We start from the raw sequence: 25,970 nt of genomic DNA on the forward strand, positions 1-25,970 counted from the left end.
AGAGGAAACTCTTACGGCTCTGTAGCTCAGTTGGTAGAGCGCACGACTGAAAATCGTGAGGTCACGGGATCGACGCCCGTCGGAGCCACTTGACCCTTTCCCGGGCTTCTACTGGGCGAGGGTCATTTTTTTGCCCTTTCCGGGGCCTGCTTCCGGCTCGCGTCCTCCTCTCGGCGCTCTCGCGCTCTCGCGCTCTCGCGCTTAAGCAGTTACAGGCAGCACGCCTTCGGAAACTCAGGAGATTCGAGCGCTCCCTGCGCCCTGACCCGCCAAATAGTTGGGATCACGCCGCTATCTGATTGGCTTTTCCTGAATTTCCAGAGGTGACAGCCCGCTATCCTTGCTCCCTGCCGCAGGACAGGACGGCCAAACCGTCTGCAATCACGCCGTCCCGCCCCAAGGTCGGCGACCTGCTCACGGGTGCTTTCCAAGGCGCCAGAGCACCGGACGGGTCAAAGATCAACCAGGCTTTTCTCTCAGGACTCGCGGGCATGTCGCCGGTTACCCTTCAGAAAAAGCTGTCGGGCAATGCGCCCACTTCGGTGAACGATCTCGCCCTTATCGCCGGCGCGATACCCGGCACAGACGCTGGGGCGATCATTGAGACGGCAGTAGCGCAGCATGGGGGTTACGAGCGACTCCTAAGTGACTCAGTGTCGGCACCGGCAGCAACGGCAACCGATCAGATCTCTTCCCAAGACAGAGCGCAGCACTAGCTCGTATTGGCCTCCAGGCCAAGCGTGTCTTTCGATGGAAATTCAGGAGATGCGAGCGTACGGGCGCCTCGAATCGTCGACTAGCGGGGGTCGAATCGCCCCGGGGAACGTTTTTCCTGAGTTTCCGAAGGTGCGCGAGCGATTCGCGGACCACCGCTGTCTTTGGCGCGCCTCTAAGCCAGAGAAGCGGAGCTTTTTCGGGGCGAAGCAAGGAGCGCTTCGAGCGGCATGATCGCGGCACCGAGAGCGACGGTGTCACCGCCAAAATGACACGCGTGAAGCGAGAATTGTCCGCCCGGGCGCACGAGGGCTTCAGCTCGCGTTGCGTCCTCAACCCGAGTGGCCACCTTTTCCATGAGCCGTAGGCCCACCCAGCCTCCGACAATCACGCGCTCAGGATTGGTGAGGTTGACGAGCCCGCCCAGCGCAGAGCCGAGCGTCTCGATAAGTTCGTCGACGACCCCAACGGCGATCGGATCGGTCGATTCGAGAAGTTGACCGACAGCGCGCCAGCCAGACCCCTCAAAGATGCCACCAGCTTCGCGCCATAACTCGAGAATCGCATCCGCACCGAGGTACGCCTCAACACATCCGCGGCCACCGCAGCGACAGAGGCGCCCGTCGCGGACAATCTTCACGTGACCCCACTCGCCAGCACTGCTGTTGAGGCCGCGGGCAAGTTCACCATTCGACACAATTGCGAGCCCGACACCGCGACCAAGCAACACCACAAGTGCTTCATTCACACCACGGGCCGCCCCATCCCACAATTCGGCCATTGCTTGGGTCTTAGCGCCGTTCTCGGCAAAGACTGGAATGTCGTGAGAGACGAGATCAGCGACAGGGATAGGCGACCAACCAAGGCTCTGGGCGTACAGAACCTGGCGGCCCTCAGCATCCGACTCCACAATTCCTGGCAGCCCGAGCCCGATGCCGACCATGCGGTCCCACGCCGCTGCATTCCGCTCACGCAAAGCGTTGAGCGCTTCATCAAGATCGGCAGCGATCGCCTCAATGGGCTCACCCTCACGGCCGCCGCGAAATTCACGATCAATGCGCGTCATCGATAGATCAAACAATTCGACCGCGACACCACGCTCGCCAACATCCGCGCCCAGAAAATAGGCCCCGCTTGGGTTGGGGGCCAACAAAGTTACAGGTCGCCCACCGCTCGAGGCTACTGAGCCGGCCTCCATGACGAGCCCCTCCGAAATGAGCTCGGAGATCAGATTGGTGACCGAAGCGACCGACAGTCCAGACTCGCGCGCGATGGCCGCACGCGACGTCTCTCCCGTGAGAATCACACTGCGCAGCGCCTGCGAGCGATTACGTTGACGCACATCACTCACCGTTGCCGGCGCCGAAGTTGTGAGTGCGATACGCCCGGTCATAAATCCAGACCCTACCAAGTCTTGTCGCCTCCCGACGGGTAGATCCTCGATACGGTTGTTTCGGCGGTGGCGATGATGCGGATGCCGCGGGCAGCCTGCTCGACGCGTACGGCAGCATCCCGACCTTCGTCGTCGACCACGTGGGCGCCAGAGGAGCCCACCATCTCGTACTCGAGCCAGTCCCCCTCGGAGAGATCGACGACCAGTTCTTCAGCGATTCCGTAGGCACGACCATCCGTCTGCTCAAAGGGATTTGCGGGATTGCCGCCCTCAATAGCCCAGCGCAACGGCACAGAGTCATCACTTCGGATCGCGTCGACACCGCCTGTCACAGCAATCGAATAGGACTCGCCAGATCCTCGATAGCCATAGCCCCACACGGGAACAACGACCGGCCGTGACGCAAGAAGAGCGGAAACAACGTCAGGCTGCCACTGGCAGTTCTCAATCCTCATCGCATCAAGCAAGTCACTAAAGACAGTCTTCGCTTCGGCAGTGGTTATTGCTGAAGGGTCACCAATGCTGGCAACGACACGGTCCCAGCCTTCTGGCGCAATAATCGACGCAGCCGAAGTGCGGGTGTCGATCTTTTTCCAGGGCCAAAAGTTCCAGCCGATACTGTGCGACTCGTAGAGGCGGAATGCCGCATACAACCACTCGAGGGTGTTCTCGCCTCCTTCGCCCATGTAAATGGGTAGCCCGAGACGATCCCGAACCTCAAGGAACGCGGAGATTGATTCGGTGTCTGGCGAAGACCAGTACTTATGAAATTGGAGCAGCGAATTGTCGTCCCACACCTCGGTGAAAATGTCCCAGTTCGTGGCCCAGTGCGCACCCTCATAAACGATGAGATGGTCGGGGTCGATCGCGCGGATCTCGCGGGTGAGGTCGCGATACAGGTCAGTGAGTGCATCCGCGTAGGTGTGCTGCCACTCGTTTGGCAGCGGTTCGTTGAGCAGGTCGTATCCCATCACGACCGTCTCGTGGCGATAGCGTGTCGCAAGATCTTGCCATAACCGCACCGTGAGCTCTCGATAGCGCGGCTCCATGAACAACTCAGGTAGATTGTTCGGCGAATCATCAATGTTGGTGCCCGTCTGACCGCCCGGCGCACCATGCAAATCGAGCATCACCCACAGCTTATGTTTACGGCACCACTCGATGAGCCGGTCGATCATCGCGTATCCAGCTTCGATCGGTTGACCGTGCTCATCCTGAATCGCGCGCGAATTGATCGGCAACCGCACGTGGTCGAAACCGGATGCCGCAATGAGCGCGATGTCAGCCTCAGCAATAAAGTTCGCCCGAAAGCCCTCCCAGAATCGCTCCGCTCCCGCAGCTCCCAGGAGGCGCTCTGTTAGCCGCTCGATTTCCCGAGGAGACTCCGCACCAGGACCGAACTTCCACATGTAGCCCTCTGGCAGCATCCAGTTGCCCAGCCCCACCCCGCGAAGAAGCAACTCGCGGCCTGAGCCATCGACAAGCCGAGCATCCTTCGCACGTACAAATCCTTCAAAGGATGCGGGACGGGGTTCGAACGCCGACGTGGCGAGCGTGAGATCAGTCATGGGTTTCTTTCGTTACTTAAGACCGGAGAGGGCAAAGCCCTGGATGACGTAGCGCTGGAAGACGATGAAGACGATGAGGATCGGTATGACCATCACCGACGCCGCGGCCATTTGCAGCGAGGGGTTCACGGCGAGCTGCTGGTTGAGGAGGGCTAATCCGACAGACAGCGTGTACAGCTTCTGATCAGACGCAATGATGAGTGGCCACAAGAAGCTGTTCCAACCCGAAATAAATGTCAGAACGATTTGCACCGCGAGGATCGGCTTCGACATGGGCAGCACGATCTGCCAGAACGTGCGGAACTCCCCAGCACCGTCGAGGCGCGCGGCCTCGAGCATCTCCGTGGGAATCGTGGTCATGAATTGTCGGAACAGGAAGATCGCAAATCCGCTCACCAACGTCGGGAGGGCTATGCCGAGCAGGGTGTTGGTGAGCTTCATGCCGTTGAGGATCAAATAGGTCGGAATCATCGTGACTTGGATCGGGATCATCATCGTCGCGAGGACGAGAAAGAACATCCACTTGCGACCTCGGAAATCGAACTTTGCGAACGCGTACCCGGCCATCGCCATGAACATCAAACCGATGAATCCGATCAGAACGACCAGGATGGTGTTGACGAGGTAGCGTCCGAAATCCAGCTCAGTGAAGAGCATCTGGAACCACTCAAGAGTCGGCGCCTGAGGCAGGATCGTTGGTGGAAACGTCACCGATTCTCGCTGCGGTTTGAACGCTGTCGTGAGCATCCACAAAAAAGGGAACGCCGTTATCAGGGCGCCAATCCCCAGCGCGATACCGATCGTTACGGTGAGCGCGCGTCTCCGCTTGGCGTGAGTGCGATCAGTAGTCATCGTCGGCCCGTCTCACTCGCAATTGGATGAGTGTAATCACGGCGATGATCGCGAACAGCACGATCGAACCGGCGCTGGCATACCCGAACTGGTTGAGCCGGAATCCCTCCTTGTAGAGAAAAATCGACGCAGAGGTGGTGGCACCGAGCGGCCCACCGTCGGTGAGCACGAAAGGCTCGTCGAAAAACTGGAGCCACGCAATAGTGGTGGTGACGCTCACGAAGAAAATCGCAAAGCGCATGAGGGGGATCACTATCGAGAACGTCTTCTTCCATTCTCCAGCCCCATCGAGCGATGCCGCTTCTAGGTACTCCTTCGGTACGCCCTGGAGTGCGGCAAGGAAGATGATGATGTTGAGCCCGGTTCCGCGCCAGATTGCGACAAGTGCCACAGAGAACTTTGCCAAGATCGGGTCTGACAACCACTGCACCTGGGGAACTCCTACGAGTGAGAACAGGTAGTTGAGGAGTCCGAATTGCGTGTTGTAGAGGTAACCCCAGACAAGCGAAATCGCGACGATGGCGGTGATTGCTGGGATGAAATAGAACGCACGGAGCGATCGGAAAAATCTGCTCTGGCTGTGGTTCAGCAGTAACGCGACACCGAGTGACAGGATCACGATGGCCGGCACCCCGAACACTGCGAACAGACCAGTGTTGCCGATGGCCTGCCAGAAGTCTGGGTCTGCAAAAAGCTTTGTGTAGTTGTCGATGCCAATGAACTCGACGTTGTTCCAGTCGGCAAACGCCGAGATATTCATGTTTGTCGTGCTGATAACCGCGGCGACAAGGATCGGGAAGATCCCGAAGGTGATGAGGAGGAGCATTGCGGGCGACACGAACAGGTAGGGAGTAAGGCGATTGCGCACCGTGCCGTCCTTCCTGTTCGTGTCGCGTCGCGACGCCGAGATTGTTAGTGAGGGGTGTTACTTGCTAGTTAATCGTGAGACCAGCGGTTGTGGAGTAGAGGCCGTCAAGTGACGACTTCGTGTCCGCTCCCGTGAGCGCGATCGCGTTGAGAGCATTCAGCAGCTCGGTTCCCACTGCGCCATCCCAATTTGAGACGAGCGGAAGAACCTTGGCCGTCTTGAGCTGGTCGGTGTAGACCTGCACGTTGGGGTCGCTGTTCAGGTCCCCATCTTCAAGCGCGGATGACACGGTCGGCAGTTCACCAGTCATGCTGTACCACTCCAGCTGCTGCTCTGGCTGCGAAACGTACTCGAGAAGATCGAGCGAGGTTTCCTTCTGATCGGTGTTGAACCACACACCGAGGTTCGAGCCGGCGAACAGCGAGATGGAGCCACCGTCGCCTGCAGGCAGCGGGCTTGCTTGCCACTTGCCGTCGAGCTCTGGAGCCGAATCCGCGATTCCTCTGCCGAGGTAGGGTCCACTCACGAGCATCGGTGCAACACCGGAGATAAAGCCCTGAGTCTGATCGAAGTCGCCATTCACTGGCACACTTCCGTCTGCGTAGAGCCCGGTGTAGACGTCGACAGCTTTCTGGAACTCAGGAGTATCGAAGTTGACGTTTCCGTCAGCGTCGATGACCTCGCCGCCCATGCTCCAGGTCATCTCGATCGGCAGCGGTGCATCCCACTGAGGAATGTAGTAGCCGTACTGGTCGTCGCCGCGTGCCGCGAGAGTCTTAGCGTCAGCGCGTAGTTCGTCCCACGTGGCCGGGGGTGCGTCAATGCCAGCTTCCGAGAGGATGTCGGTACGAGTGAAGAGCACTCGGGTATCGCTGGTCCAAGGGACGCTCACGATCTCTCCGCCGACCGAAGTCGCTGTGCCAGACACTCCTGCGGGGAAGTTCGCGGGGTCAATGCCGGGGTGGTTAGCGATTTCGTCGTCGAGGGGCAGGAGGGCTCCGGCATCCGCGAAGGTTCGCAGCTTCGAAAGTCCAATCTGGAGGATGTCAGGCCCGGACCCGGACGCGACAGCCGTGGTGAGTTTTTCGTCGATCGAATCCCACGGTATCGCTACGACCTCTACCTCGATGCCGCTGTCAGCGACAAGCATCTCGAAGTTTGCACCCGAATCGCCCATTACCCAGACGGTGAGTGGACCTTCAGCGTCGCCGCTTCCGGCTGCGGATGTTGTCGAGCACGCGCTCATGCCTATTGTGAGCCCCACTGCCGCAACGGCGGCGACAACGGAGGTTGCTGTTCTCTTCATTGAGATTCCTTCTTCTCGTATTTTGGTGTGCTGTGCAGTGGTGCATGGGCGAGTCATCCAGACTCGCACCATCCGCGTCAGGCTGTTGTGTACGCCACGACTTCCTGATGCTCTGTGATGAGGCGCCGATACCAGTGCGCGCTCAATTTCGGGATCCGCTCCTGGGTGCGGTAGTCGACCCATACAAGGCCGAAACGTTTGCTATAGCCTTCCGCCCACTCGAAATTGTCGAGGAACGACCACGCGTAGTAGCCGCGAAGATCAACACCAGCTGCGATCGCCTCGGCGGCCGCGCCGAGGTAACCGCGCAGGTAGGCAATTCGCTCGGTATCAACGACGTCGCCGTTGGGGTCCACATAGTCTTCGTAACTCGCTCCGTTCTCGGTGACGAAGAGCGGAACGCTAGTGAACTCGCGCGAGACCCTGGTCAAGACTGCGGTGAGCGATTCGGGGATGACCGACCATCCGAACGATGTCGTTGCCGGTTCGGCTGGCATTTCGGCGACGCCGAATGGTGCCGTTTCGTCATGAGACGCGATCACTCGCTGGTAGTGATTGATGCCAGCGAAGTCGGTGGGTGTGGAGATGATCTCAAGATCGCCCTCCTGCACTACATCGCTCAGCCCCCGGCTGCCCAGGGTGTCCCACACGGCATCCGAGTAAGCACCAAGGTAGACGGGGTCAAGGAAGACGCGGTTGCTCGAGGCGTCAAGGCGTACGACTGCTGCCGCGTCATCCGGCGAATCGCTCGCGGGAATGATGTCGGTCACGATATTGGTGATGCCGACGGATGCGCTGGGCATCGCCACTCTGATCCCAGCGACTGCGAGCCCATGGGCGAGGTTGAGGTGGTGCGCGGCGTGAATCGCAGCCCGATAGTCGGTGCGGCCGGGAGCGTGCGCGCCATTTCCGTAGCCGAGGAAGGCACTGCACCATGGCTCATTGAGCGTCAACCAGTCAGTAGCAAGGTCGCCAAGCGCTTCGACAGTTCTTGTAGCAAACTCTGCGAAGCGGTACGCGGTGCTACGTACAGGCCAGCCGCCCTCATCCTCGAGAGGCTGAGGCAGGTCCCAGTGGTAAAGAGTAACTAGCGCTCGGATGCCGCGTTCCGCAAGCCCGTTCAGAACGTCGCGGTAGAACGCGACGGCGATTTCATTCAACTCACCGCATCCGCTTGGCTGGAGGCGTGACCACGAAACGGAGAGCCGATAGTCGGTAACGCCGAGACTCTTCAATAGGTCGAGGTCTGCTTGCCAACGGTGGTAGTGGTCACACGCAATGTCACCCGTATCCCCATGCAAACTGAGGCCTGGCGTGTGCGAGAAGGTGTCCCAGATGCTCGGTCCACGACCGCCTTCGAATGCAGCGCCCTCGATTTGGTATGCCGCTGTCGCGAGCCCCCATCGGAAGTCTGTTGGGAAGGTGCCGAGGGTCTCGAGGGAAGGCTCAGCCGTGAGCCGTGCGGAGGGAGAGGTCTCGGTCATCGGTGATCGCATTCGGGTTGACGGTTCAGTGACTCTGGCTTATTTCAATACTTACTATAACCAGTGTCAAAACTATGTCAAGAGCAATTTCGGATGAAGTGCGACGAATTGATTACCTCCAGAGCAACTAACCTTCCCCGCGCGCACGCCTGCATGACGCAAGCATGCACTGCAGCTATCGCGTCGCCACCCGAAAAGTTGTTGCACGCCCGTGGCCCGACGTTGAGCCCAGTCATCAATTACCGCTGGCGTTGGGAACGTGACTGATTCGTCCACGGCTCAGGAGTCACTTGGCCCTGAGTTAATTTCTGGATGCTGTCGTCACCACGAGCCGAAGCTTGACTCAGAGCATCCGCAATTTGGCTACCCGCCGCATGGCCAAGAAAGACCACTTCACGGTCACTAGAAATGGTGGATGCCGCCCCAACCACGCTCCCCTGAAGCAGTCTGCCTGCAGCGCTCAGGCCGGACATGAGCGAGTGAGAGATAACCGAGTGGTGGGCACCCCCTGATGGCCCCAGCAACGAACGTCACGGAAATTCAGGAAATCCTCAAAGATCCGTGCGGCGATGCCCTAGTAGTCAGGGTTGGCATTGCTGCAAGACGAGGTTTTCCTGAGTTTCCGAAGGGTGCAGGCAGCGAACGGCTGAACACGAGGCACTGCTCAAGCTGAGGAAATTGGCAGAACGGCAACAGCACGCACGCGGGGTGCGGACGTCAACGACTATGCGCAGGTGCGTGAGTAAGCTCAAATCCACCGGCAGCACGCACGCTGCCGCACACCGCGAGCAGCAGGAGGAGTCAGCGCCATGAGCGTCATCCTCGAAATGCTCGGAATGCTTATTGGCGCCACTGTCTTTGGGCAGCCGGTCAACGACAGAGGGCGCGACCGTCGCCTCTTGGCCGAAAATAAAGTGCGCTGCGCGATAAGGGCGGCGGATGCTCGCGTTCTCAACATCGGCACCGAGTGGAGCATCGGTGTGTGCGAAATCACCAACCGTCACCTGAAGTTCGTCCCCAGCATCGGAATCGTGGGAGATCGGGACATTCCCGTGTACGAACTTCAGCCCTCTCCAGACGGGCCAAGCTTCGGAGTTACTGTGCCGTGGGGCACGTCCGCACACTTTGTCATTTCTACGCAAGGTGGAGACTTGGCGTGGGCTTTTCCGGAATACATTACCGACGACATACTCAACCTTCTCCTGCCTGACGCTGAAATAACCGGGCAACACAGCGACTAGTGGTCGGCACCATGGCTGATGCCGTATGCGAAAATTCGAAGGTGACTGACAACGAGGCAGAGCCGACCGTCGACTCGCTTGCCGACGACGAAACGCGCATCCCGTGGCTCACGATCGCGATAGTCACTCAAGCGATTGCTGTCGCGTGGAGCCTCGTGCCCGGTGCGGCGTCAGGAGCTTCCCTCGTCGCTGCGAGCATCTTCAATCTCGGCCTTCTGTTACTGCTCAAGCGAGGACAAACCTGGGCGAGCAAAGCGTTTCTCACACTCAGCATCTGGGGACTCGTCGTCCGGGGGCTCGGAGTTTTTGTGATGCGCTATCTGCCGAACGATGACTTTCAGATCGACTGGGCAAATATCTGTCTTACCGTGATTGCCGTTTATGCGGTGCTCAAAGTTCCGCCGCGCCCCCACGCTGCACCCGAGTAGCCGCACGCCGCACGCCGCACGCCGCGCGAAAACTACGGCGTCGCCACCTCGAAGGTGTTGCACGCCTGGGGGCCACCATTGAGTCCGGTCGTAAACCACTGCTGACGTTTGTCGCTTGACCCATGCGTCCACGTCTCTGGAGTTACCTGGCCCTGAGTTGACTCTTGGATGCGGTCGTCGCCAACAGCCGAAGCTGCACTCAGAGCATCTGCAATTTGGGCGTCCGTCACAGGGTCAAGAAAGACCACCCCGTCGTCGTTAGTGATCGTGGATGCCGCACCCACCCAGGCGCCCGCGAAACAGTCCGCCTGCAGCTCAAGCCGCACCGAATCTGAGGACGGGCCCGTGTTCTGACGGTCGAGGCCATCCATGATTCCGGTGGAGTTCTGAATGTGGTGCCCCCACTCATGCGCAATGACATACATCTCGGCGAGTGGCCCACCCGTGGAACCAAAGCGGCTGCGCAGGTCATCGTAGAAAGCAGTATCAACGTAGATGGTCTCATCTGGTGGGCAATAGAACGGACCACTCGCGCTCGTTGCACCGCCGCATCCGGTGTTCACTTGACCGGTGAAGAGCACGACGTTAGTGGTGCGGTACCCCTCGATCTGCCCCTCCCAGTAGGTATCGAGCGAATCTGCCGCTCCGGCGATGCGGCAATCGATGCTGCTGTTCGCCGCTTCAGCCGTTGTGCATTCGGCAAGTGGCTGTCCTGGTTGCTCTTGCCCACCGGTCGTTCCGCCGCCCACAAGCCCTGTTAGATCAACGCCGAGTAACTGAGACGCAATAATCAGGCCAATAACAAGCAAACTGCCGCCGCCACCTACGGCAATTCCGGTGTTGCGCCCGCGTCGCGAGACCTTGTTTGGGTTGATGCGGGCGTCGTCGTTGAACGTCATAGAGAGAATTTACTACCAGCCGCGACGTCGTATCCTGAGTTTTTGCAGGTAACGTCAGAGAATGCCCCTCAGCCGCTCCGGACTCCTGTGGGGACTCGTAGGAGTGATCGCGTTCTCGTTCACTCTCCCCTTCACCCGCGTGGCCGTTGGCGGCCTATCCCCCCTACTTATCGGGTCTGGCCGAGCGGTGATCGCTGCCCTCCTAGCCATTGCCGCGCTCGCCATCACCCATCAGCGGCTGCCAACAGGGCGGCAGTGGGTCCGCTTGCTTGCCGTCGCCGGCGGCATTGTTGTCGGCTTCCCTTTGCTCACGTCGTATGCCTTGGTCACGGCACCTGCGAGCCACGGGGCGGTCGTCATTGCGCTGTTGCCCGCCGCTACAGCGGTGCTGGCGGTTATTCGTGCGGGAGAGCGACCGCCACTGTCCTTCTGGATGCTTGCCGCAATCGGCGCCGTGGCCGCTCTTGGATTCGCCTCGATTCAGGGTGGCGGGTTCGGTCAACTCGGGCTTTCTGATCTACTCCTCTTCGGTGCCGTCGTTGCAGCAGCGATTGGGTACGCCGAAGGCGGCCTCCTCGCGCGTGAACTCGGTGCCTGGCAGACGGTGTCTTGGGCGCTTGTCGTAGCGGCGCCATTCATGATTCCGCTCGCGGTATTCTCAGCAATCCAAGAGCCGCCGACTGCCGAGCCAATCGAGTGGGCCGCGTTTGGATATCTGGCCGTAGTGAGCATGTTTCTCGGCTTCTTCGCTTGGTACCACGGGCTCGCCATTGGGCCAATGGCGCAAGTCAGCCAAGTGCAACTCGTACAACCGGTGTTGAGCATCACCTGGGCAGCTCTGATCCTGGGGGAAGAACTCACCATTCCAACAGTCATCGGAGGAGCTATCGTGATTCTCTGCGCAGGAGTCGCGGTTCGCATCCGTCTTGATCGGAGTGCCCTGCTAACCTCTGCTCGTGACTCACGGCGCTGACGACGATCCACGAGCAAAGCACTTTGCTGCCCTGCTTGCTGCCGCGCAGGCCGGAGCCGGATGGGGCTCCACGACCCTCTGGATCGAGTATTCGCCAGCCGTGACAGCCTTCCTCACCGCGCGCGGCTCGCGCGAACCAGAAGACCTCACTAGCGAGGTGTTTCTTGACGTATTCGAGCGGTTGCCGCAGTTCGTTGGCAACGAATCGCAATTCCGTTCTTTCGTATTTTCGGTTGCGTATCGACGTCTCGTCGATGAATTTCGAAAACGTGCGCGGCGAGGAGAGAGTGTGGAGTGGAACGCGGACCACGACTCGAATAGCGCACCCAGTGCGGAGGAAGAAGTGCTTAACCGCTTGCAAGACGACACGACACTCTCACTGCTTAACTCGCTCCCCACGGATCAGCGCGATGTGATGGTGTTGCGCATAGTCGCGGACCTGACAGTGGCCCAGATTGCCACTGTGATCGGCAAACGCCCCGGGGCTGTCAAAGCACTGCAACGACGCGCTCTTGAACGATTGAGAAAGAAAGTTTCCCCAACCCGTATCCCTGCGAGGCTCTCGAGCGATGGCGTGAAGTGAGATGAGAAACAAACGAATTTCCGACAGGGTCGCGCAGGCGGTTCTGTCTGGACGCGCGCCGGAATCGCGGTCCGATCTGACATCGCTCGCAAACTCGATCGCCGAGTTTCGCGAAGCGGCCTACGAATCGACTGCCCGGCCGTCTGAAGAGTTGATGGTGCGGCTAGGCCTTACCAAAGCTCCGTCTGGATCATCTCACCATGATTCGCTACTGATAATCGGGGCGAGTAAGAGGGGGAGAACAATGTTTTCATGGATTGCAGGCTTGGGGATAGCCTCGAAAATCGCGCTCGGCGCGACAGTGGCAGTTGCCGCAACGGCGGGGGCCGGAGCGGGAGGAATTCTGCCAAGCGGAGCGCAAGACGCGTTTGACTCAGTGATATCCACAGTTGTCAGTGAAACCAACGACGGTGACGAATCGACCGAAGATTCCACCACGACACCAGAGTCTGAACCGGCGGAAGAAACCGAAGTGACTGAAGAAGTCGAGGGGCCTGAAGAAGCCGAAGCGACTGAGCACCCCGATAACTTCGGTGGATGGGTCTCCGAGCGCGCTCAGGATCCAGACAAGGTCGGCCGCACTTTCGGCGCTGAGACGTCCGAGGCAGCACACGAAAAGAGTAAGAAGTCCGAATCCGATTCACCCAGCGGCGATCACAACGAGTCAGAAGAGGCTGACAGTGACAGCGGCGAGGGTGGAAGCCACGGCAAGTCGGAAAACAAGCAGGGCGGCAAGTCGAAACCGTAGCCGCGCTTGCAGGGATCGAGTGGATGCCGTCGCGTACAGACTCCAGCCAGAAGTAGTCGACGACTTTTAGTTCAGAGCCGGGCTCTATGGCATCCGCTCCTCCGCTAACCTTGAGGTATGACCTTCATCTCCGTAATCACCGTTCTCGGCAAGGCAGTGCTCGTCGCGATGGGTGCGATCGTTGCACTCACGGGCATCATTCTGCTCGTGAACCTAGCCGCTCCGAGCCTGCTCGCCGGCTTCACGCACTAGACACTTCACGTCTTCGGGCGCGCTAGCTGAGCGACTCCCACATCTCAGCGATTCTTCGGTCAACTCCGCCTCAGGAGTTCTAGGCTTACAGCCAACCCAAGGAGAACGTCATGCGTGAATCCAGAGACGTAGTCAGGCAGATAACGGTTGCCGCGAGCGCGACCTTTGCCCTCATCGGAGCATTCGTAGGTTCGGGTGCTGCAGGTGGAACCCCGATTCAGGATGCTGCGGGCGGTGCGCTCAGCGCGGACGCCACAGTCATCGCTCCCGCCGGCTCAGCATTCGGCATCTGGAGCATCATCTATTTAGGACTCGTCGCCTACGCCGTCTGGCAAATGCTGCCCAAACAGACGACCGCAGAATTGCATCGCCGCGTTGGTTACTGGGTCGCCGCATCCCTCGTGCTCAATGCCGCCTGGATTCTCTCTATCCAGTACGGACTACTCGCCCTCAGCGTTCCCGTGATCATCCTGCTGTTGATTGTTCTCATTCAGGCGTACTTGATCACCGTCAAACTGCCAGCTGCCGGCGCTATCGATGCGATCATCACTGACGGCACGATTGGCCTCTACCTCGGCTGGGTGTGTGTCGCGACTGCAGCCAACATCACCGCGTGGCTGGTCGCTATCGGGTTCACTGGCTTCGGCATCCCCGAAGATGTGTGGGGCGTTGCGATCGTTTTCGTCGCCGGTGCCGTGGGCATCGCGCTTGCCGCGCGTGGTCGGGCACACTTTTCGCCAGCCCTCTCGCTGAGCTGGGGCCTTGCCTGGGTGGCCGTTGGCCGCCTCACGGGAGACCTCATCTCGGGCCCCACCGCCACCGCCGCGATCGTGGCTGTTGTTGCAGTGCTCGCGAGTGCCGCCGTTTTCACCATCGCCCGACTGCGCACTGAACAGACCGCATAGTGAACGACAGTCGCGCCTCACGCAAACGCTGGTTAGGGCTCCTCTTCATCAGCATCGCGGTCGCGCTGATTATCGTCGACTCCACGATCGTCAACGTCGCCATCCCTTCCGTTGTTGAAGATCTCGACCTGAACTCAACACAGGTGCAGTGGGTTCAGGAAAGCTACACTCTCGTCTTCGCTGCGCTGCTCCTCGTATTTGGTACCCTTGCGGACCGCTACGGCCGCCGCCGCGTTTTGCTTATCGGTGTCGCGATCTTCGCGCTCTCCTCCATCCTCGCCGCTACTGCTGCGACTGGCGAGCTACTCATCGCATCGCGCCTGGTGCAAGGCGTCGGTGGAGCAATGATCCTGCCAGCCTCCCTCTCCACTATCAATGCAACCTTCCGCGGGCGTGAACGCGCCATCGCCTTTGCCGTCTGGGGTTCCACGATTGGGGGAATGGCGGCAGTTGGCCCCCTGCTCGGCGGCTGGCTCACCACCTACTATTCTTGGCGCTGGGCTTTTGGAATCAACGTTCCTCTCGGCGTGATCATCGTCATCGGCGTCCTCATTTTCACTATCGAATCTAAGGAGGCATCAGCACAGCGGCGAGTGGATGTTGTCGGCGCCGCGCTCTCCGTCGTGCTGTTCGCGTCGCTCGTTTTCGCTCTCATCGAAGGCCGTAGCTACGGCTGGTTCTTCAGCGACACACCACCCGATTTTTGGACGCTAGATATCTCGCCCATCCCGTTTGCGTTCGCCCTTGCCGTGATTTCGGGCATCATTTTCGTACGCTGGGGTTTTGCGCGCGAACGGGCAGGCAAGTCCACGATGCTGGCCTTCGGTCTGCTGCGAATTGCTTCCTTCCGCAATGGAAACATTGCCGCGATGATCGTCTCGCTTGGCGAGTTCGGCATCATCCTGTCACTGCCGCTGTGGCTGCAGAATGTGCTCGGATATGACGCACTGCAGACCGGTTTCGTGATCCTCGCACTTGCTATCGGTTCGTTCGTCGCGAGTGGATTCGCGGGAGCCTTCGGCAACAAAGTCACCCCCGTCACTATTGTGCGTTTCGGTATCGGCGCCGAAATCGTTGGCGTACTCATCGTCGCGTTCGGTCTCAGTCCGGATGCCGCCTGGTGGCAGATCGCCCCCGGCCTCTTCGTTTATGGTTTCGGTGTCGGCCTCGCCACCGCCCAACTCACCAGCGTTGTGCTCAAGGATGTTCCCCTCAGCCAGTCCGGCCAAGGATCAGGAACCCAGAGCACTGCACGCCAAATCGGTTCAGCCCTCGGTATTGCCATCCTCGGCACGGTTCTCTTCGCGAGCCTCGGCTCCGGCCTCGATGCCAAGCTCGCCGACCGCGCCGAGATCCCCACCGAAACCCGAACCCAAATCGTGAACCTCGTTGTCGACTCCGCCGGCACCGGCATTAGTGCCCTCGATGCTCAGTCTCCGGATGTCGCAGCCGACGCCCGCCAAGCCTTCACCGACTCGACACGGTATGCCGCCTTCGCGGCTGCCGGTTTTCTGGCGATCGGATTCCTCGCCAGCCTCCGTCTCGACGGCTCACGCCGCGGCGATGACGACACCGAGGGCTCGGGTTCTCGCCCCGGCGAAAGCCAATCCGCAGAGTCATCCGACAGTCCAGTGCACGAATAGCGCGACGCAAAGCGGCAATGCCGCAACGCCGCAAAAAGCCTGCCGCCCCACACAGCGTGGGGCGGCAGGCTTTTTTGAGCAGCGCTGCTAGCGGCGCTTCTTCTGCTTCAGATCCTTCTCATGTACGGGCTCTTCGCCAGAAGCGCGACGCTCGGCGTAGTAGTCGCGAGCCTCATTCTGACGAACAGCCTCAGCACCTGACGCGATCGGCGCACGCACCAACTCGTCGGTCAGGCCGAACGCGGCCACGAGATCCAGTGCCTGCGGGCGCAAACGCGGCAGCAGGCGATCATCGATGTAGTCGGTGATGGCCTGAGCGCGGTTCGTGGAAATGCGACCGTGCATGAGGTACCAGGCGAGGTTCTTCTCGATGAGTGAGAAGCCGAAGAGGTCACGCAGCCAGGTCATGACCTGAGCAGTGTCTTTGTCTTCGATCTTCTCGAGGGCTCGAGTGAACGCCTCCCACTGGAGCAGTTCAGCATGGGCGTAGGCCGTCAGGATGAGCTGATTCTGGTGACTGTTGAAGAGAGCGGCGGCCTCAGCCTGCGGAAGTTTGGTTGCCGCGCGCAGCTTGCCCGCGACATCCGCCACCATCGTTTCAACACGGTCGGTGAGCAGCTGACGCTGCGAATCGGTATCGCGCACGTAACCGATCGAGCGAGCGGTTGAGCCAAAGTCCACGACGTTCTGCGCGAAGCGGCGAAGACCCGAGCGATTGACGGCAGCCTCGTTGACCTGATCCACCACGAAATGGGCCATGGCACCAGCATCCGCGCCAGCAAACTTGCGGGAGTAGTCGGTGAGCAGTCGTTTGGCGACCAACTGAAGCAGCACGTTGTTGTCGCCCTCGAAGGTGGCGTAAACATCCATGTCAGCGCGCATCTGGGTGAGCCGGTTCTCGGCCATGAAGCCAGACCCGCCACAGGCCTCGCGAGCCTCTTGCAGCGTGTCGAGCGCAGCCCACGTGCTGAGGGGCTTGAGCGCTGCGGCGATAGTTTCGAGATCTTGGCGGTCAGACTCGCTATCGGTGCGGCCCGAGAACACTCCATCGAACTTCTCGAGGAACTCCTCATGCGCAAACGACATTGCATAGGTCTGAGCCAACCGCGGCAAAAGGCGCCGTTGGTGACGCTGGTAGTCCAGAATCACTTCTTCGTTCGTGTTGCTGGATGCCGTGAACTGTCGACGCTCCGAGCCGTACTTGATCGCGATCGTGAGGGCCAGTTTGCTCGCAAGCACTGCGGCACCATCGAGCGAAACGCGGCCCTGAACGAGCGTTCCGAGCATCGTGAAGAAGCGACGGCCTGGGCTGTCAATGTCGGAGGTGTAGTCGCCGTTCTCGTCAACGTTGCCGTAGCGGTTGAGCAGGTTGATGCGGGGAACACGAACGTGGTCGAACGCGAGTCGGCCGTTGTCGATACCGTTCAGACCACCCTTGAGGCCATCATCTTCACCCGAAATACCGGGGAGGAAACCGTTGTCGTCGCGCAGCGGAACGTAGAACGCGTGCACGCCGTGGTTGACATCCTTGGTGATGAGCTGAGCGAAGACCGTAGCCGCTTTGCCGTGAAGCGCAGCGTTGCCCAGGTAGTCCTTCCACGCCGCGCGGAACGGGGTGTTGATGACGAACTCATCGGTGTCGGGGTCGTAGGTCGCAGTGGTGGCGATGCTCGCGACATCCGATCCGTGACCGATCTCGGTCATCGCAAAGGCACCGGGCGTCGTCAGGTTCATGATGTCGGGGAGCCACTTGTCGTGGTGTTCCTTGGTGCCGAGGTGGAGAACTGCGGCCCCGAAAAGGCCCCACTGAACGCCAGACTTAATCTGCAGCGAAGGGTCAGCGAGCACTACCTCTTCGAAGGCGGCAATGTTTGCACCGTGGTCGTCGTTGCCACCGAGCTCTGCCGGAAAAGCGCGCTGGATGGCGCCGTTGTCGACAAGGATCGACATTTGGCTCAGCACACGCTCGCGGTGGTCGGCCATCGAGAGTCCGTTGACCTGATGCAACTCAGGGTTAGTCATGAGCGCGCGCGACTCTTTGCGCGCCTTCGCCCACTTTCCGAGCAAGTATTCGCTCAACCATTCAACGTTGATGGCGGGAACCTCGGAGGAGGTTTCGGAAGGTGTGGTGGCATCGTCGGGCGCAGCGATGGGGTGGCTCGGCGCCGTATCGGCGGCCGTGTTGTGAACCTGGGTCATGGCTATCTCGATTCCTAAAAGTTCGGTAATTAAACGCTACGACCGGTGTGCGTTGGCGCAAAGTGGGTCGTGCACCGTCAACGAAGCGGATGCCACACCCGCCGCATCCCTTTGTAAGAAACGGCAAAACAGCTGCGGTTGCGTTGTGGGAATCATTGTTCAGGTGACGTTGTTGGCCTCCGTGAAAGGATGTAACTATGTCGACTATCACTCTCACCTCAGAAGACTTTGGCCAGACGGTCACCAAAGAAGGAATCACGCTCGTAGATTTTTGGGCCGAATGGTGCGGCCCCTGTAAGCAATTCGGGCCCATCTTTGAGACCGCAAGCGAAACCCACCCCGACATCACGTTCGGAAAAGTAGATACCGAAGCCCAGCAGGAACTTGCTGGCGCGGCAGGAATCACCTCGATCCCTACCCTCATGGCATTTCGTGACGGCGTGCTTGTGTTCTCCCAGCCCGGCGCACTTCCTGCCCCCGCCCTCGAGCAGGTCATCGAGGGTGTCAAGAACCTCGACATGGTTGAGGTTCACAAGCAGGTTGCTGAGCAGCAGGCTGCAGCAGAAGCTGGCGAAGCGCCAGCAACCGCTGCTAGCTAGTTAGCTGACAGACAAGCAACTCCCGCAGACCACAAAGGGCCCGCCGACGAATTCGTCGGCGGGCCCTTTTCTGTGCGCTCTCTGCTTGCTCGCGCGGCGAGGAATTACTTCAGCGCGGCAGCGATTGCCTCCACAAAGCTGTCAATACCCCACGGCAGCGAGAGTGCCGTGGGCGGCGAGACCGAGGCGACGAGCGATGCGCCGTTGACGGCGACGAGTCCACCATTGGCAACGGCGGGGATGCTCTGCGCGTAGGGCTGGGCGGCGAAAGCGTCGCCCACTTCTTGAGTCTCGGCGTAGGCGATGAGCAGATCGCTGTCCAACTCATCGAGCTTCTCGTAGCTGAGCGTGTAGAAGAACGTGGAGTCACCGTTGGAGAGAGCGTCGACGGCGGGGGCATTCTTTAGGCCGAGGTCGAGGAGGAACTCGACCCGCGGGTCGGCGGGCTTGTAGACGTAGAAGGTTCCGCCTACGTCGAAGGTTGCCGCAACGGTCTTGCCTTCGAACTCAGGATGCTCGGCTGCCTTCTCGGCGACGAGAGCGTCGATGTTGGTGAGAACCTCATCCGCTGCAGCTGTCTTTCCCAGAGCGGTTCCCGTGGTGCTGATCACGTCACGCCACGGGGTCGACCACGGCAGTTCGGGGTAAGCGACAACCGGCGCGATCTCGCTGAGCAGGTCGTACTGTTCCTCGGTGATTCCCGAGTACGTTGCGAGGATCAGATCGGGGGCAGCTTCGGCAATCTGTTCGTAGGCGGGAGCATCCGTGGTGGCGGGGAAGATCAGTGGGGTCCCTGCTCCCAGCTCGGTGAGAGCATCCGCCGCCCACGGCAGAACGCCGTTCTCGTCGCCACCGTAGTTCTGCGCCTCCATACCGACGGGTACGACACCAAGCGCGAGCACAGCGTCACCACTTCCCCAACCCAGAGTGAGAACACGCTGCGGTTCGCTCTCGATGACGGTTTCGCCGAAAGCGTGTTCGACCGTGACGGGGAAAGCATCGGATGCTGCGGGGGCACCGGAGTCGCCTTCGGGTGTTGAGGCGGCGCAACCACTCAGCGCGATGAGGGCAGCGGTGGCCGCAGCGAAGGCGGCGAGGCGTGGACGGCGTGACATTGATCTCCTAGGCAAGATGTGGGTTGAAAACACTCGTGCAGCCATTTCCGGCGCTTAGTAAGGATAGGCTTGCCTTACCCAATTGCGCAAGACGGGACCGTCGCAATGAGCGAAGCAACGGCGAACAGATGCGCTGCAATGCGACCCGGCTAGGCCCGACCGACAGGAATCACCATCGGCGAGTGCGACACCGGGTCGGCAATGATTTGCGCCTCGAGCCCAAATGCTTGGCGCATCCGCTCGGCGGTCACGACCTCGTCGGGCGACCCCTCGGCGAGAATTTGCCCCTCGCCCATCAGCACCATGTGATCGGCATAGCGCGCGGCCAGATTCAGTTCGTGCAAGACCATCACGATCGTCGTTCCGCGTTCACGGTTGAGGCCTGCAAGCACATCAAGCGCATCAAGCTGGTGGCGTACATCCAGGAAAGTGGTGGGTTCGTCGAGCAACAGAATGTCGGGATCTTGGCTCAACGCCATCGCAATCCAGACGCGCTGGCGCTGCCCTCCCGAGAGTTCCTCGATGCGCCGCGACGCCAACTGGGCTGTGTCGGTTGCGGTCAACGCCTGTTCCACTGCCACTTCATCCGCAGCCGACCATTGCTGAAACCAGCCCTGATGCGGGTAACGCCCGCGCGCCACTAGGTCACGAACGGTGATGCCTTCCGGTGCGATCGGCGACTGCGGCAGAATTCCCACAACACGAGCGACCTCCTTAGACGGCACCGAGTGGATGTCTCGCCCGTCGAGCAATACGCGCCCCGATGCCGGTCGCAGCAGTCGTGACAGTCCGCGCAGCAGTGTCGACTTGCCACACGCATTGGCACCGACAATCACGGTCACCATCCCGTCTGGAATCGCCAAGCTCACGTTCGACACAATGTCGCGCCCGCCATAGTTCAGAGTCACATTGTCGGCGCGAAGTTCGTGTGCAGGCCGCTTCGAATCAGAATCGCCGGGTTGGAGGTGAGCGTGGTCAGGGGCGTCTGCGTTGGTCACGATGTACGTCCTTCACGGTTGGTAGTGGAGATAAGCCACAGCAGGTAAGGGGCACCGATGAGACCGGTGACGATACCGGCCGGCACTTGGGTTCCGGTAGCAAAGGCATGTTGCGCGACAAAGTCAGCACCGAGGACAAGTACCACGGCCACGAGGGCACTCGGCACGAGGGCGAGAGTGCCGCCGCCGATCATCCGTCGGGCGATGGGGGCCGAGACGAACGCGACAAACGCGAGCGGCCCTACTAGAGCGGTGGCGATCGCGACGAGGGCAACGGCAACGATGATGAGCGCGAGCCGCGATCGCTGCACTGAGACACCAAGGCTTGCAGCAAGATCATCGCCGAGCTGTAACATCCGGAGCTTCGATGCAAGCCCAGCGACGGCGGGCAACAGCACAACGAGACTGACGGCCATGATGACGATGTCGCCCCAGCTTGCACCGCCGAGCCCACCCACCATCCACACGAGAGCTTGCTGCGCGTCGCGCACGTCGCCGCGGGTGATGAGGTATCCGAGCACCGCCTGGGCCATGAAGGCAATGCCAACGCCGATGAGAACGAAGCGCATGCCGTTCATACCGGAGCGCCACGACAAGAGGTAGATGGCGAATGCCACGACGAGGGCCCCAACCAGGGCCGACATCGAGACTGCTAGGCCGGTTGCCCCGAATACGAGCAGGCTCAACACGGCGGCGACGCTCGCCCCGCCGCTGATACCGATGATGTCAGGGCTGGCGAGGGCGTTGCGGAGCAGGCTCTGAAAGAGTCCCCCGGCAAGCCCGAAGGCGACACCCACGAGAATGGCCAGTACCACTCGCGGCAGACGCAGCTTGACGACGATGAAGCGATCGGACGTCGTGCCGCCACCGAAGAGAGTGGCCAGGAGGTCTGGCAGCGAGAGCGTATATGCCCCAACCGCAATACTCACAAGGGTAAGCGCGACGGCGACGAGGGCTAGGCCGATGACGATGCGCAGGGTGCGCGGCGGCATTAGCTCTAGGGCAATCGGGGAGCGGACTTTCAGCACGCCGCTCATAGCCCAGCCAACTTCACGCGGCGCACAAGCGCGATCATTACGGGAGCCCCGATCACGGCAACTACCAAGCCGGCTTCAAGCTCAGCGGGAGCAACGATGAGGCGACCCACGATGTCTGCGATAAGCAACAGTGCAGGCCCGAGAACGGCGGAGACCGCAATGATCCACCGGTAGTCGGGGCCCGTGAATGGGCGCACGACATGAGGCACAACGAGCCCGACGAAAACGATAGGCCCGGCAAGAGCGGTTGCAGATCCGCAAAGCAAGACGACCGCTCCTGCCGCGATGGCGCGCGACAGATAGATGCGCTGACCGAGGCCGCGGGCCAGGTCATCTCCGAGGGCAACGAGGTTGAGCATCCGCCCCGAAATTGCGGCGAGAATGAGCCCTCCGATGACAAAGCCAATCGTGAGGCGCACGGCTTCGAGGTCGCGGCTGGCAAGCGACCCGACCGACCAGAACCGAAAGGTGTTGAGAGTGTCGGTATCGGAAATGAGGATGAGCGAGATCACGGAGGTTATGCCAGCGGTGACGGCGGTTCCCGCGAGCACAAGCTTTACCGGGGTTGCGCCCTCTCGGCCCAAGGAGCCAATCGCGTAAACAGTGCTCGCGGCAATTGCTGCGCCGGCGAACGCAAACCAGATATACCCGGTGGGGTTTCTGATTGACAGCACGCTGATCGCAAAAACGACGGCGAGTGAGGCGCCCGCGTTGACGCCGAGGAGGCCTGGGTCGGCGAGCGGGTTGCGGGTCACCCCCTGCATGACCGCTCCGGCGACTCCGAGCGAGAGCCCGGCGAGCAGGCCGACGATGGTCCGCGGCAATCGCAATTCACGAATCACGAGCTGGTCGTTGTTGCCAACCTCAGGATCGAAGAGCGCTTGCCAAATTTGGGAGAACTCGACACCGCGAGCGCCAAGCGCGAGACTCAGCACGAGCACAATTGCGAGTAGCCCCACGGCTGCGCCGAGGGTGATCCAACGCTGGGGGCGGAGGCTCAGCGTCGTGCGCGGAGCCGAAACGGTCTGTGTCATGTCGGGTGCGGGTGTAGTGGTGTGGGTTACTGCGCTTCGGACTTGCCAAGACGCCAGTACCCCATGAACGCGACCTGCTTGCGGTCAACACCGGTCTCGCTCACAAGAAAACGGCGCAGCAGTTTGATGACGCACGCTTCGGCGGCAAGCCAAGCATAGAAGTGCTTTCCGGATGCTTCGCCCGGCGAATCCCAGAGCAGTTCCGTATCGACGTCGATATCACCGAGTGGTTGCGAGGCTGGCGTGAGTGCGGGCAACACGAGTGAGGCGTTGGCTTGCGTCCACGCCCGGACGGCGGGGTCGAGCGCTGAGCCTGCGGCCTGCTCTCCCCGCGGAAGCCAGGTGACGTGGCAATTGCTCGGCAGATTCAGTGGTGGCCGGTCTGCGGCATCCGGAATCTCGATGAAGGCGTGAGCCTCAACGCTGGGGTCGAGGCGCTCGAGGATGCTGCAGATGGCAGGCGCGGACGTTTCGTCTCCGGCGAGGAGCACGGTGCGGGCGGGGCCGGGATGCCAGTCGATGCCGATCCTTGATTGGATGCTCGCCGCGTCGGGCCCGACGATGATGACTTCGTCGCCCACCGCTGCGTTCGCTAGCCACTGCCCAGCGGGGCCGTTGGCACCGTGGAAGACCATGTCGACATCGATCTCACGGAGCGCGGGTCGCACAGCACGAATCGTGTAGGTGCGGAACGGGTTGCGGGCCTCATCAGGAAGCGCACGCCAACGGGCGTACCACGTGCCCTCGGCGATGGTCTGCGCATCGTTGGCACCGATGTCGCTCAGGCCGATGCCCGGAAGCGGGAAGACGATCTTGATTCGCTGGTCGAAACCGTCAGTTCCGAAGGTCTCAAACTCAGTGCCAGTGAAGGTGACGCGCCTAAAGCGAGGCGAAAGTTCACGGATGCTTTCCACTCGTGCAGCGAAGGGTCGATAGCCCGGGCGGGCGTCCTTCGCAATGTCACGTTCTAAGGTAAGCATTGCCTAAGTATGGCACACCTAACCTCGGACGAAAAGGTTAGTGCTCGGGCGGTCCGTCATAGGGTGCATCGTCGTCCGAGTAGAACGGAATGTCGTTTTCGTCGCCGGGAACTGACACTGCCGGAGCTACCGATGGACGAGCAGCAGAGCGTGAAGCAGCAGGTCGTGACGGCGCAGGCCGAGAAGCAGCATGACGCGATTGACGAGCGGTCGCCGTAGCAGGCGCTGCCGCAAATGCTGGAGCCGCGTCATCCGTCGCAGTGCCACTGGGCGTCTCAACCGGCTCCCCCGAAACAACCGCGAGTACGGCAGCTCCATAGGTCTCGAGCTTTTTCTCGCCGACTCCGCTGATCTCCGAAAGCTCGGCCAACGACTCGGGTCTGGTCACGGCAATGCCGCGCAGCGTGGCATCCGCGAACACGACGTAGGCGGGCACGCCGTTATCGCGCGCAACCCCCGAACGCCACGTGCGCAGATTCTCGAACAGGTCGGTGGCAGAGTCGGGCAAATCGGTCATAACCTTGCGCTTCGCCGCACCGCCCGCTGCACCGGAACCGCGAGCCTTGCGAGGCGCTTCCTTGCGCAGTTTCACGGTGCGCCCGCCGCTCAGCACCGACGCGCTTTCGGGGGTGATCGCGAGCGTGCCGTACTCCCCCTGCACCGCTAACAACGATTGCGCGAGCAGCTGCCGCACTACCGAACGCCAGTCTTGCTCCGAGACATCCGAACCAATACCGAAGGTGGCCAGATCGTCGTGACGTTGCTGCGTAACCCGCGGCGTGGTCTTGCCGATGAGGATGTCGACCAGGTGCCCAGCCCCAAACTTTTGGTTGCGCTCGCGCTCCAGTCGCACGATGGTGGACATTAGCTTCTGGGCCGCGACCGTGCCATCCCACGACTCGGGCGGAGACAGGCACGTGTCGCAGTTGCCGCACGCCGTCGATTCTTGACCGAAGTAGCCGAGCAACTGCACGCGGCGGCACTCCACGGTTTCGCAGAGCGCGAGCATCGCATCGAGGTGCGCGCTCAAGTTGCGACGGTGGGCCAGGTCGCCACCCGACTGATCGATCATGCGGCGCTGCTGCATGACATCCTGCAAGCCGTAAGCGAGCCATGCCGTCGCAGGCAGTCCATCACGACCGGCACGACCTGTTTCTTGGTAGTAGCCCTCAACGCTCTTGGGCAGGTCGAGGTGCGCGACAAAACGCACGTCGGGCTTGTCGATGCCCATGCCGAACGCGATCGTGGCCACCATCACCATGCCCTCTTCGCGCAAGAAACGACTCTGGTTGCTTGCCCGAATCTTGGAGTCGAGACCCGCGTGATACGGCAGCGCCGGGATGCCGTTCTCGACCAGGAACTGCGCCGTCTTCTCGACCGAGGCCCGCGATAGGCAATACACAATTCCAGCGTCGCCCGAGTGCTCGGTGTTCAACAGGGTCAGCAACTGCTGCAACGGCTGCGCCTTCGCCTCAATGCGGTACTGGATGTTGGGCCGGTCAAAACTAGAAACGTACTGCGTTGCGTCAGTGAGCTTGAGTCGCTGGGCGATCTCTTTGCGAGTGGCTTCGGTCGCGGTCGCGGTCAGGGCAATTCGCGGAACATCAGGCCATAGGTCATGCAGCACGTCGAGCTGCAGGTAGTCGGGGCGAAAGTCGTGGCCCCACTGCGACACACAGTGCGCCTCGTCGATGGCGAAGAGCCCGATCTGACCCTGCTTGAGGAGTGACACAGTGGACGAGACGCGGAGGCGTTCGGGCGCGAGGTAGAGCAGATCCAACTCACCAGCCCGGTACGCGTTTTCGACGCGCGTGCGCTCGTCGGCGGACTGGGTGGAGTTGAGAAACTCCGCACGCGCGCCGACGGCTGCGAGAGCATCCACTTGGTCTTGCATCAATGCAATCAGGGGCGAAATGACAACGCCGGTGCCTTCGCGAACAAGCGCAGGAATTTGGTAGCACAGCGACTTGCCGCCACCGGTGGGCATGAGCACGAGGGCATCACGACCCTGCACGATGGTGTCGATGATTTCGCCTTGCTGCCCCCGGAACGAGTCGTAACCGAACGTGGACTCAAGAACAGACTGGGCAGACACCATGCCGAGAAGTCTAGGCGCAGCCACTACCATTGGTATGATTCATCCCCATAGCG

25 protein-coding genes and 1 tRNA gene are annotated in these 25,970 nt (G+C 60.7%); 11 read left to right on the forward strand and 15 right to left on the reverse strand.

All coding sequences use genetic code 11. The annotated features are described in order from the left end of the window. Positions 1-15 precede the first annotated feature (15 nt). Positions 16-88 (forward strand) — tRNA-Phe (locus tag AC061P_RS12460). A gap of 403 nt (positions 89-491) precedes the next feature. Next, complete coding sequence (locus AC061P_RS12465) at positions 492-716, forward strand: hypothetical protein (RefSeq protein WP_449647560.1); 225 nt, start codon at positions 492-494, stop codon at positions 714-716. Positions 717-889: 173 nt separating this feature from the next. Here AC061P_RS12465 and AC061P_RS12470 read toward each other — a convergent pair whose 3' ends face one another. From AC061P_RS12470 to AC061P_RS12500, 7 genes are all read right to left on the reverse strand, one after another. After that, positions 890-2,107 (reverse strand): ROK family transcriptional regulator, encoded by a 1,218-nt coding sequence (locus AC061P_RS12470; protein ID WP_449647561.1) that lies wholly within the window; start codon positions 2,105-2,107, stop codon positions 890-892. A gap of 11 nt (positions 2,108-2,118) precedes the next feature. Further along, positions 2,119-3,675 (reverse strand): glycoside hydrolase family 5 protein, encoded by a 1,557-nt coding sequence (locus AC061P_RS12475; RefSeq protein WP_449647562.1) that lies wholly within the window; start codon positions 3,673-3,675, stop codon positions 2,119-2,121. A 12-nt stretch (positions 3,676-3,687) separates the two neighbouring features. Beyond that, positions 3,688-4,527, reverse strand: coding sequence for a carbohydrate ABC transporter permease (locus tag AC061P_RS12480; protein WP_009773249.1), 840 nt, complete (start codon positions 4,525-4,527; stop codon positions 3,688-3,690). After that, the gene (locus tag AC061P_RS12485; RefSeq protein WP_449647563.1) at positions 4,517-5,395 is read right to left on the reverse strand and encodes a carbohydrate ABC transporter permease; all 879 of its coding nucleotides are present in this window, start codon (positions 5,393-5,395) and stop codon (positions 4,517-4,519) included. The genes AC061P_RS12480 and AC061P_RS12485 overlap by 11 nt, the downstream gene beginning before the upstream one ends. Before the next feature lie 64 nt (positions 5,396-5,459). After that, positions 5,460-6,701 (reverse strand): extracellular solute-binding protein, encoded by a 1,242-nt coding sequence (locus AC061P_RS12490; protein ID WP_449647564.1) that lies wholly within the window; start codon positions 6,699-6,701, stop codon positions 5,460-5,462. Between the two features lie 77 nt (positions 6,702-6,778). Beyond that, positions 6,779-8,185 (reverse strand): GH1 family beta-glucosidase, encoded by a 1,407-nt coding sequence (locus AC061P_RS12495; protein WP_449647565.1) that lies wholly within the window; start codon positions 8,183-8,185, stop codon positions 6,779-6,781. A gap of 239 nt (positions 8,186-8,424) precedes the next feature. Continuing rightward, on the reverse strand, positions 8,425-8,658 hold the full coding sequence (locus AC061P_RS12500; RefSeq protein WP_449647566.1) for a hypothetical protein: 234 nt from the start codon (positions 8,656-8,658) through the stop codon (positions 8,425-8,427). Positions 8,659-8,994: 336 nt separating this feature from the next. Here AC061P_RS12500 and AC061P_RS12505 point away from each other — a divergent pair, with 336 nt between their 5' ends. Both AC061P_RS12505 and AC061P_RS12510 read left to right on the forward strand, forming a co-directional pair. Continuing rightward, on the forward strand, positions 8,995-9,426 hold the full coding sequence (locus AC061P_RS12505; protein WP_449647567.1) for a hypothetical protein: 432 nt from the start codon (positions 8,995-8,997) through the stop codon (positions 9,424-9,426). Between the two features lie 41 nt (positions 9,427-9,467). Then, positions 9,468-9,854: a hypothetical protein gene (locus tag AC061P_RS12510; protein ID WP_449647568.1), complete on the forward strand. Its 387-nt coding sequence runs from the start codon at positions 9,468-9,470 to the stop codon at positions 9,852-9,854. A gap of 32 nt (positions 9,855-9,886) precedes the next feature. On the opposite strand, the gene ypfJ is transcribed toward AC061P_RS12510, so the two are convergent. After that, entirely contained in the window at positions 9,887-10,753 is an 867-nt protein-coding gene (ypfJ, locus tag AC061P_RS12515) for a KPN_02809 family neutral zinc metallopeptidase (protein WP_480391342.1), read from the reverse strand. 61 nt (positions 10,754-10,814) lie between these two features. Here ypfJ and AC061P_RS12520 point away from each other — a divergent pair, with 61 nt between their 5' ends. The 6 genes from AC061P_RS12520 to AC061P_RS12545 all read left to right on the forward strand — a co-directional run bounded on the left by AC061P_RS12520 (position 10,815) and on the right by AC061P_RS12545 (position 15,857). Beyond that, positions 10,815-11,726 (forward strand): DMT family transporter, encoded by a 912-nt coding sequence (locus tag AC061P_RS12520; protein ID WP_480391343.1) that lies wholly within the window; start codon positions 10,815-10,817, stop codon positions 11,724-11,726. After that, positions 11,710-12,309: an RNA polymerase sigma factor gene (locus AC061P_RS12525; protein ID WP_480391344.1), complete on the forward strand. Its 600-nt coding sequence runs from the start codon at positions 11,710-11,712 to the stop codon at positions 12,307-12,309. The genes AC061P_RS12520 and AC061P_RS12525 overlap by 17 nt, the downstream gene beginning before the upstream one ends. A gap of 244 nt (positions 12,310-12,553) precedes the next feature. Continuing rightward, positions 12,554-13,057, forward strand: a complete 504-nt coding sequence (locus AC061P_RS12530) for a hypothetical protein (RefSeq protein ID WP_480391345.1) — start codon at positions 12,554-12,556, stop codon at positions 13,055-13,057. A gap of 117 nt (positions 13,058-13,174) precedes the next feature. Then, complete coding sequence (locus tag AC061P_RS12535) at positions 13,175-13,309, forward strand: hypothetical protein (RefSeq protein ID WP_449647573.1); 135 nt, start codon at positions 13,175-13,177, stop codon at positions 13,307-13,309. 110 nt (positions 13,310-13,419) lie between these two features. Further along, positions 13,420-14,214: a tryptophan-rich sensory protein gene (locus AC061P_RS12540; protein ID WP_449647574.1), complete on the forward strand. Its 795-nt coding sequence runs from the start codon at positions 13,420-13,422 to the stop codon at positions 14,212-14,214. Continuing rightward, positions 14,214-15,857, forward strand: coding sequence for a DHA2 family efflux MFS transporter permease subunit (locus AC061P_RS12545; RefSeq protein WP_449647575.1), 1,644 nt, complete (start codon positions 14,214-14,216; stop codon positions 15,855-15,857). The genes AC061P_RS12540 and AC061P_RS12545 overlap by 1 nt, the downstream gene beginning before the upstream one ends. An 87-nt stretch (positions 15,858-15,944) precedes the next feature. On the opposite strand, the gene AC061P_RS12550 is transcribed toward AC061P_RS12545, so the two are convergent. Then, positions 15,945-18,056, reverse strand: a complete 2,112-nt coding sequence (locus AC061P_RS12550) for an acyl-CoA dehydrogenase family protein (protein ID WP_480391346.1) — start codon at positions 18,054-18,056, stop codon at positions 15,945-15,947. 197 nt (positions 18,057-18,253) lie between these two features. On the opposite strand from AC061P_RS12550, the gene trxA reads away from it, so the two are divergent. Further along, positions 18,254-18,655 carry a thioredoxin gene (gene trxA, locus AC061P_RS12555; protein WP_480391347.1) on the forward strand — a complete coding sequence of 134 codons (402 nt, stop codon included), beginning with the start codon at positions 18,254-18,256 and terminating at the stop codon, positions 18,653-18,655. A 104-nt stretch (positions 18,656-18,759) separates the two neighbouring features. Here trxA and AC061P_RS12560 read toward each other — a convergent pair whose 3' ends face one another. The 6 genes from AC061P_RS12560 to recQ form a co-directional block, all read right to left on the reverse strand. Then, positions 18,760-19,770 (reverse strand): iron-siderophore ABC transporter substrate-binding protein, encoded by a 1,011-nt coding sequence (locus AC061P_RS12560; RefSeq protein WP_480391348.1) that lies wholly within the window; start codon positions 19,768-19,770, stop codon positions 18,760-18,762. Between the two features lie 149 nt (positions 19,771-19,919). Beyond that, complete coding sequence (locus tag AC061P_RS12565; protein WP_449648208.1) at positions 19,920-20,678, reverse strand: ABC transporter ATP-binding protein; 759 nt, start codon at positions 20,676-20,678, stop codon at positions 19,920-19,922. A gap of 86 nt (positions 20,679-20,764) precedes the next feature. Beyond that, entirely contained in the window at positions 20,765-21,805 is a 1,041-nt protein-coding gene (locus AC061P_RS12570; protein WP_480391349.1) for a FecCD family ABC transporter permease, read from the reverse strand. After that, positions 21,802-22,839: a FecCD family ABC transporter permease gene (locus AC061P_RS12575; RefSeq protein WP_449647580.1), complete on the reverse strand. Its 1,038-nt coding sequence runs from the start codon at positions 22,837-22,839 to the stop codon at positions 21,802-21,804. The genes AC061P_RS12570 and AC061P_RS12575 overlap by 4 nt, the downstream gene beginning before the upstream one ends. A gap of 26 nt (positions 22,840-22,865) precedes the next feature. Next, a complete protein-coding gene (locus tag AC061P_RS12580; RefSeq protein WP_449647581.1) occupies positions 22,866-23,819 on the reverse strand; it encodes a siderophore-interacting protein in 954 nt (317 codons plus the stop codon). A gap of 37 nt (positions 23,820-23,856) precedes the next feature. Next, the gene (recQ, locus tag AC061P_RS12585; protein ID WP_449647582.1) at positions 23,857-25,917 is read right to left on the reverse strand and encodes a DNA helicase RecQ; all 2,061 of its coding nucleotides are present in this window, start codon (positions 25,915-25,917) and stop codon (positions 23,857-23,859) included. Positions 25,918-25,970: the final 53 nt, after the last annotated feature.

The sequence above is a fragment of the Rhodoglobus sp. G.S.4 genome, assembly GCF_056619605.1.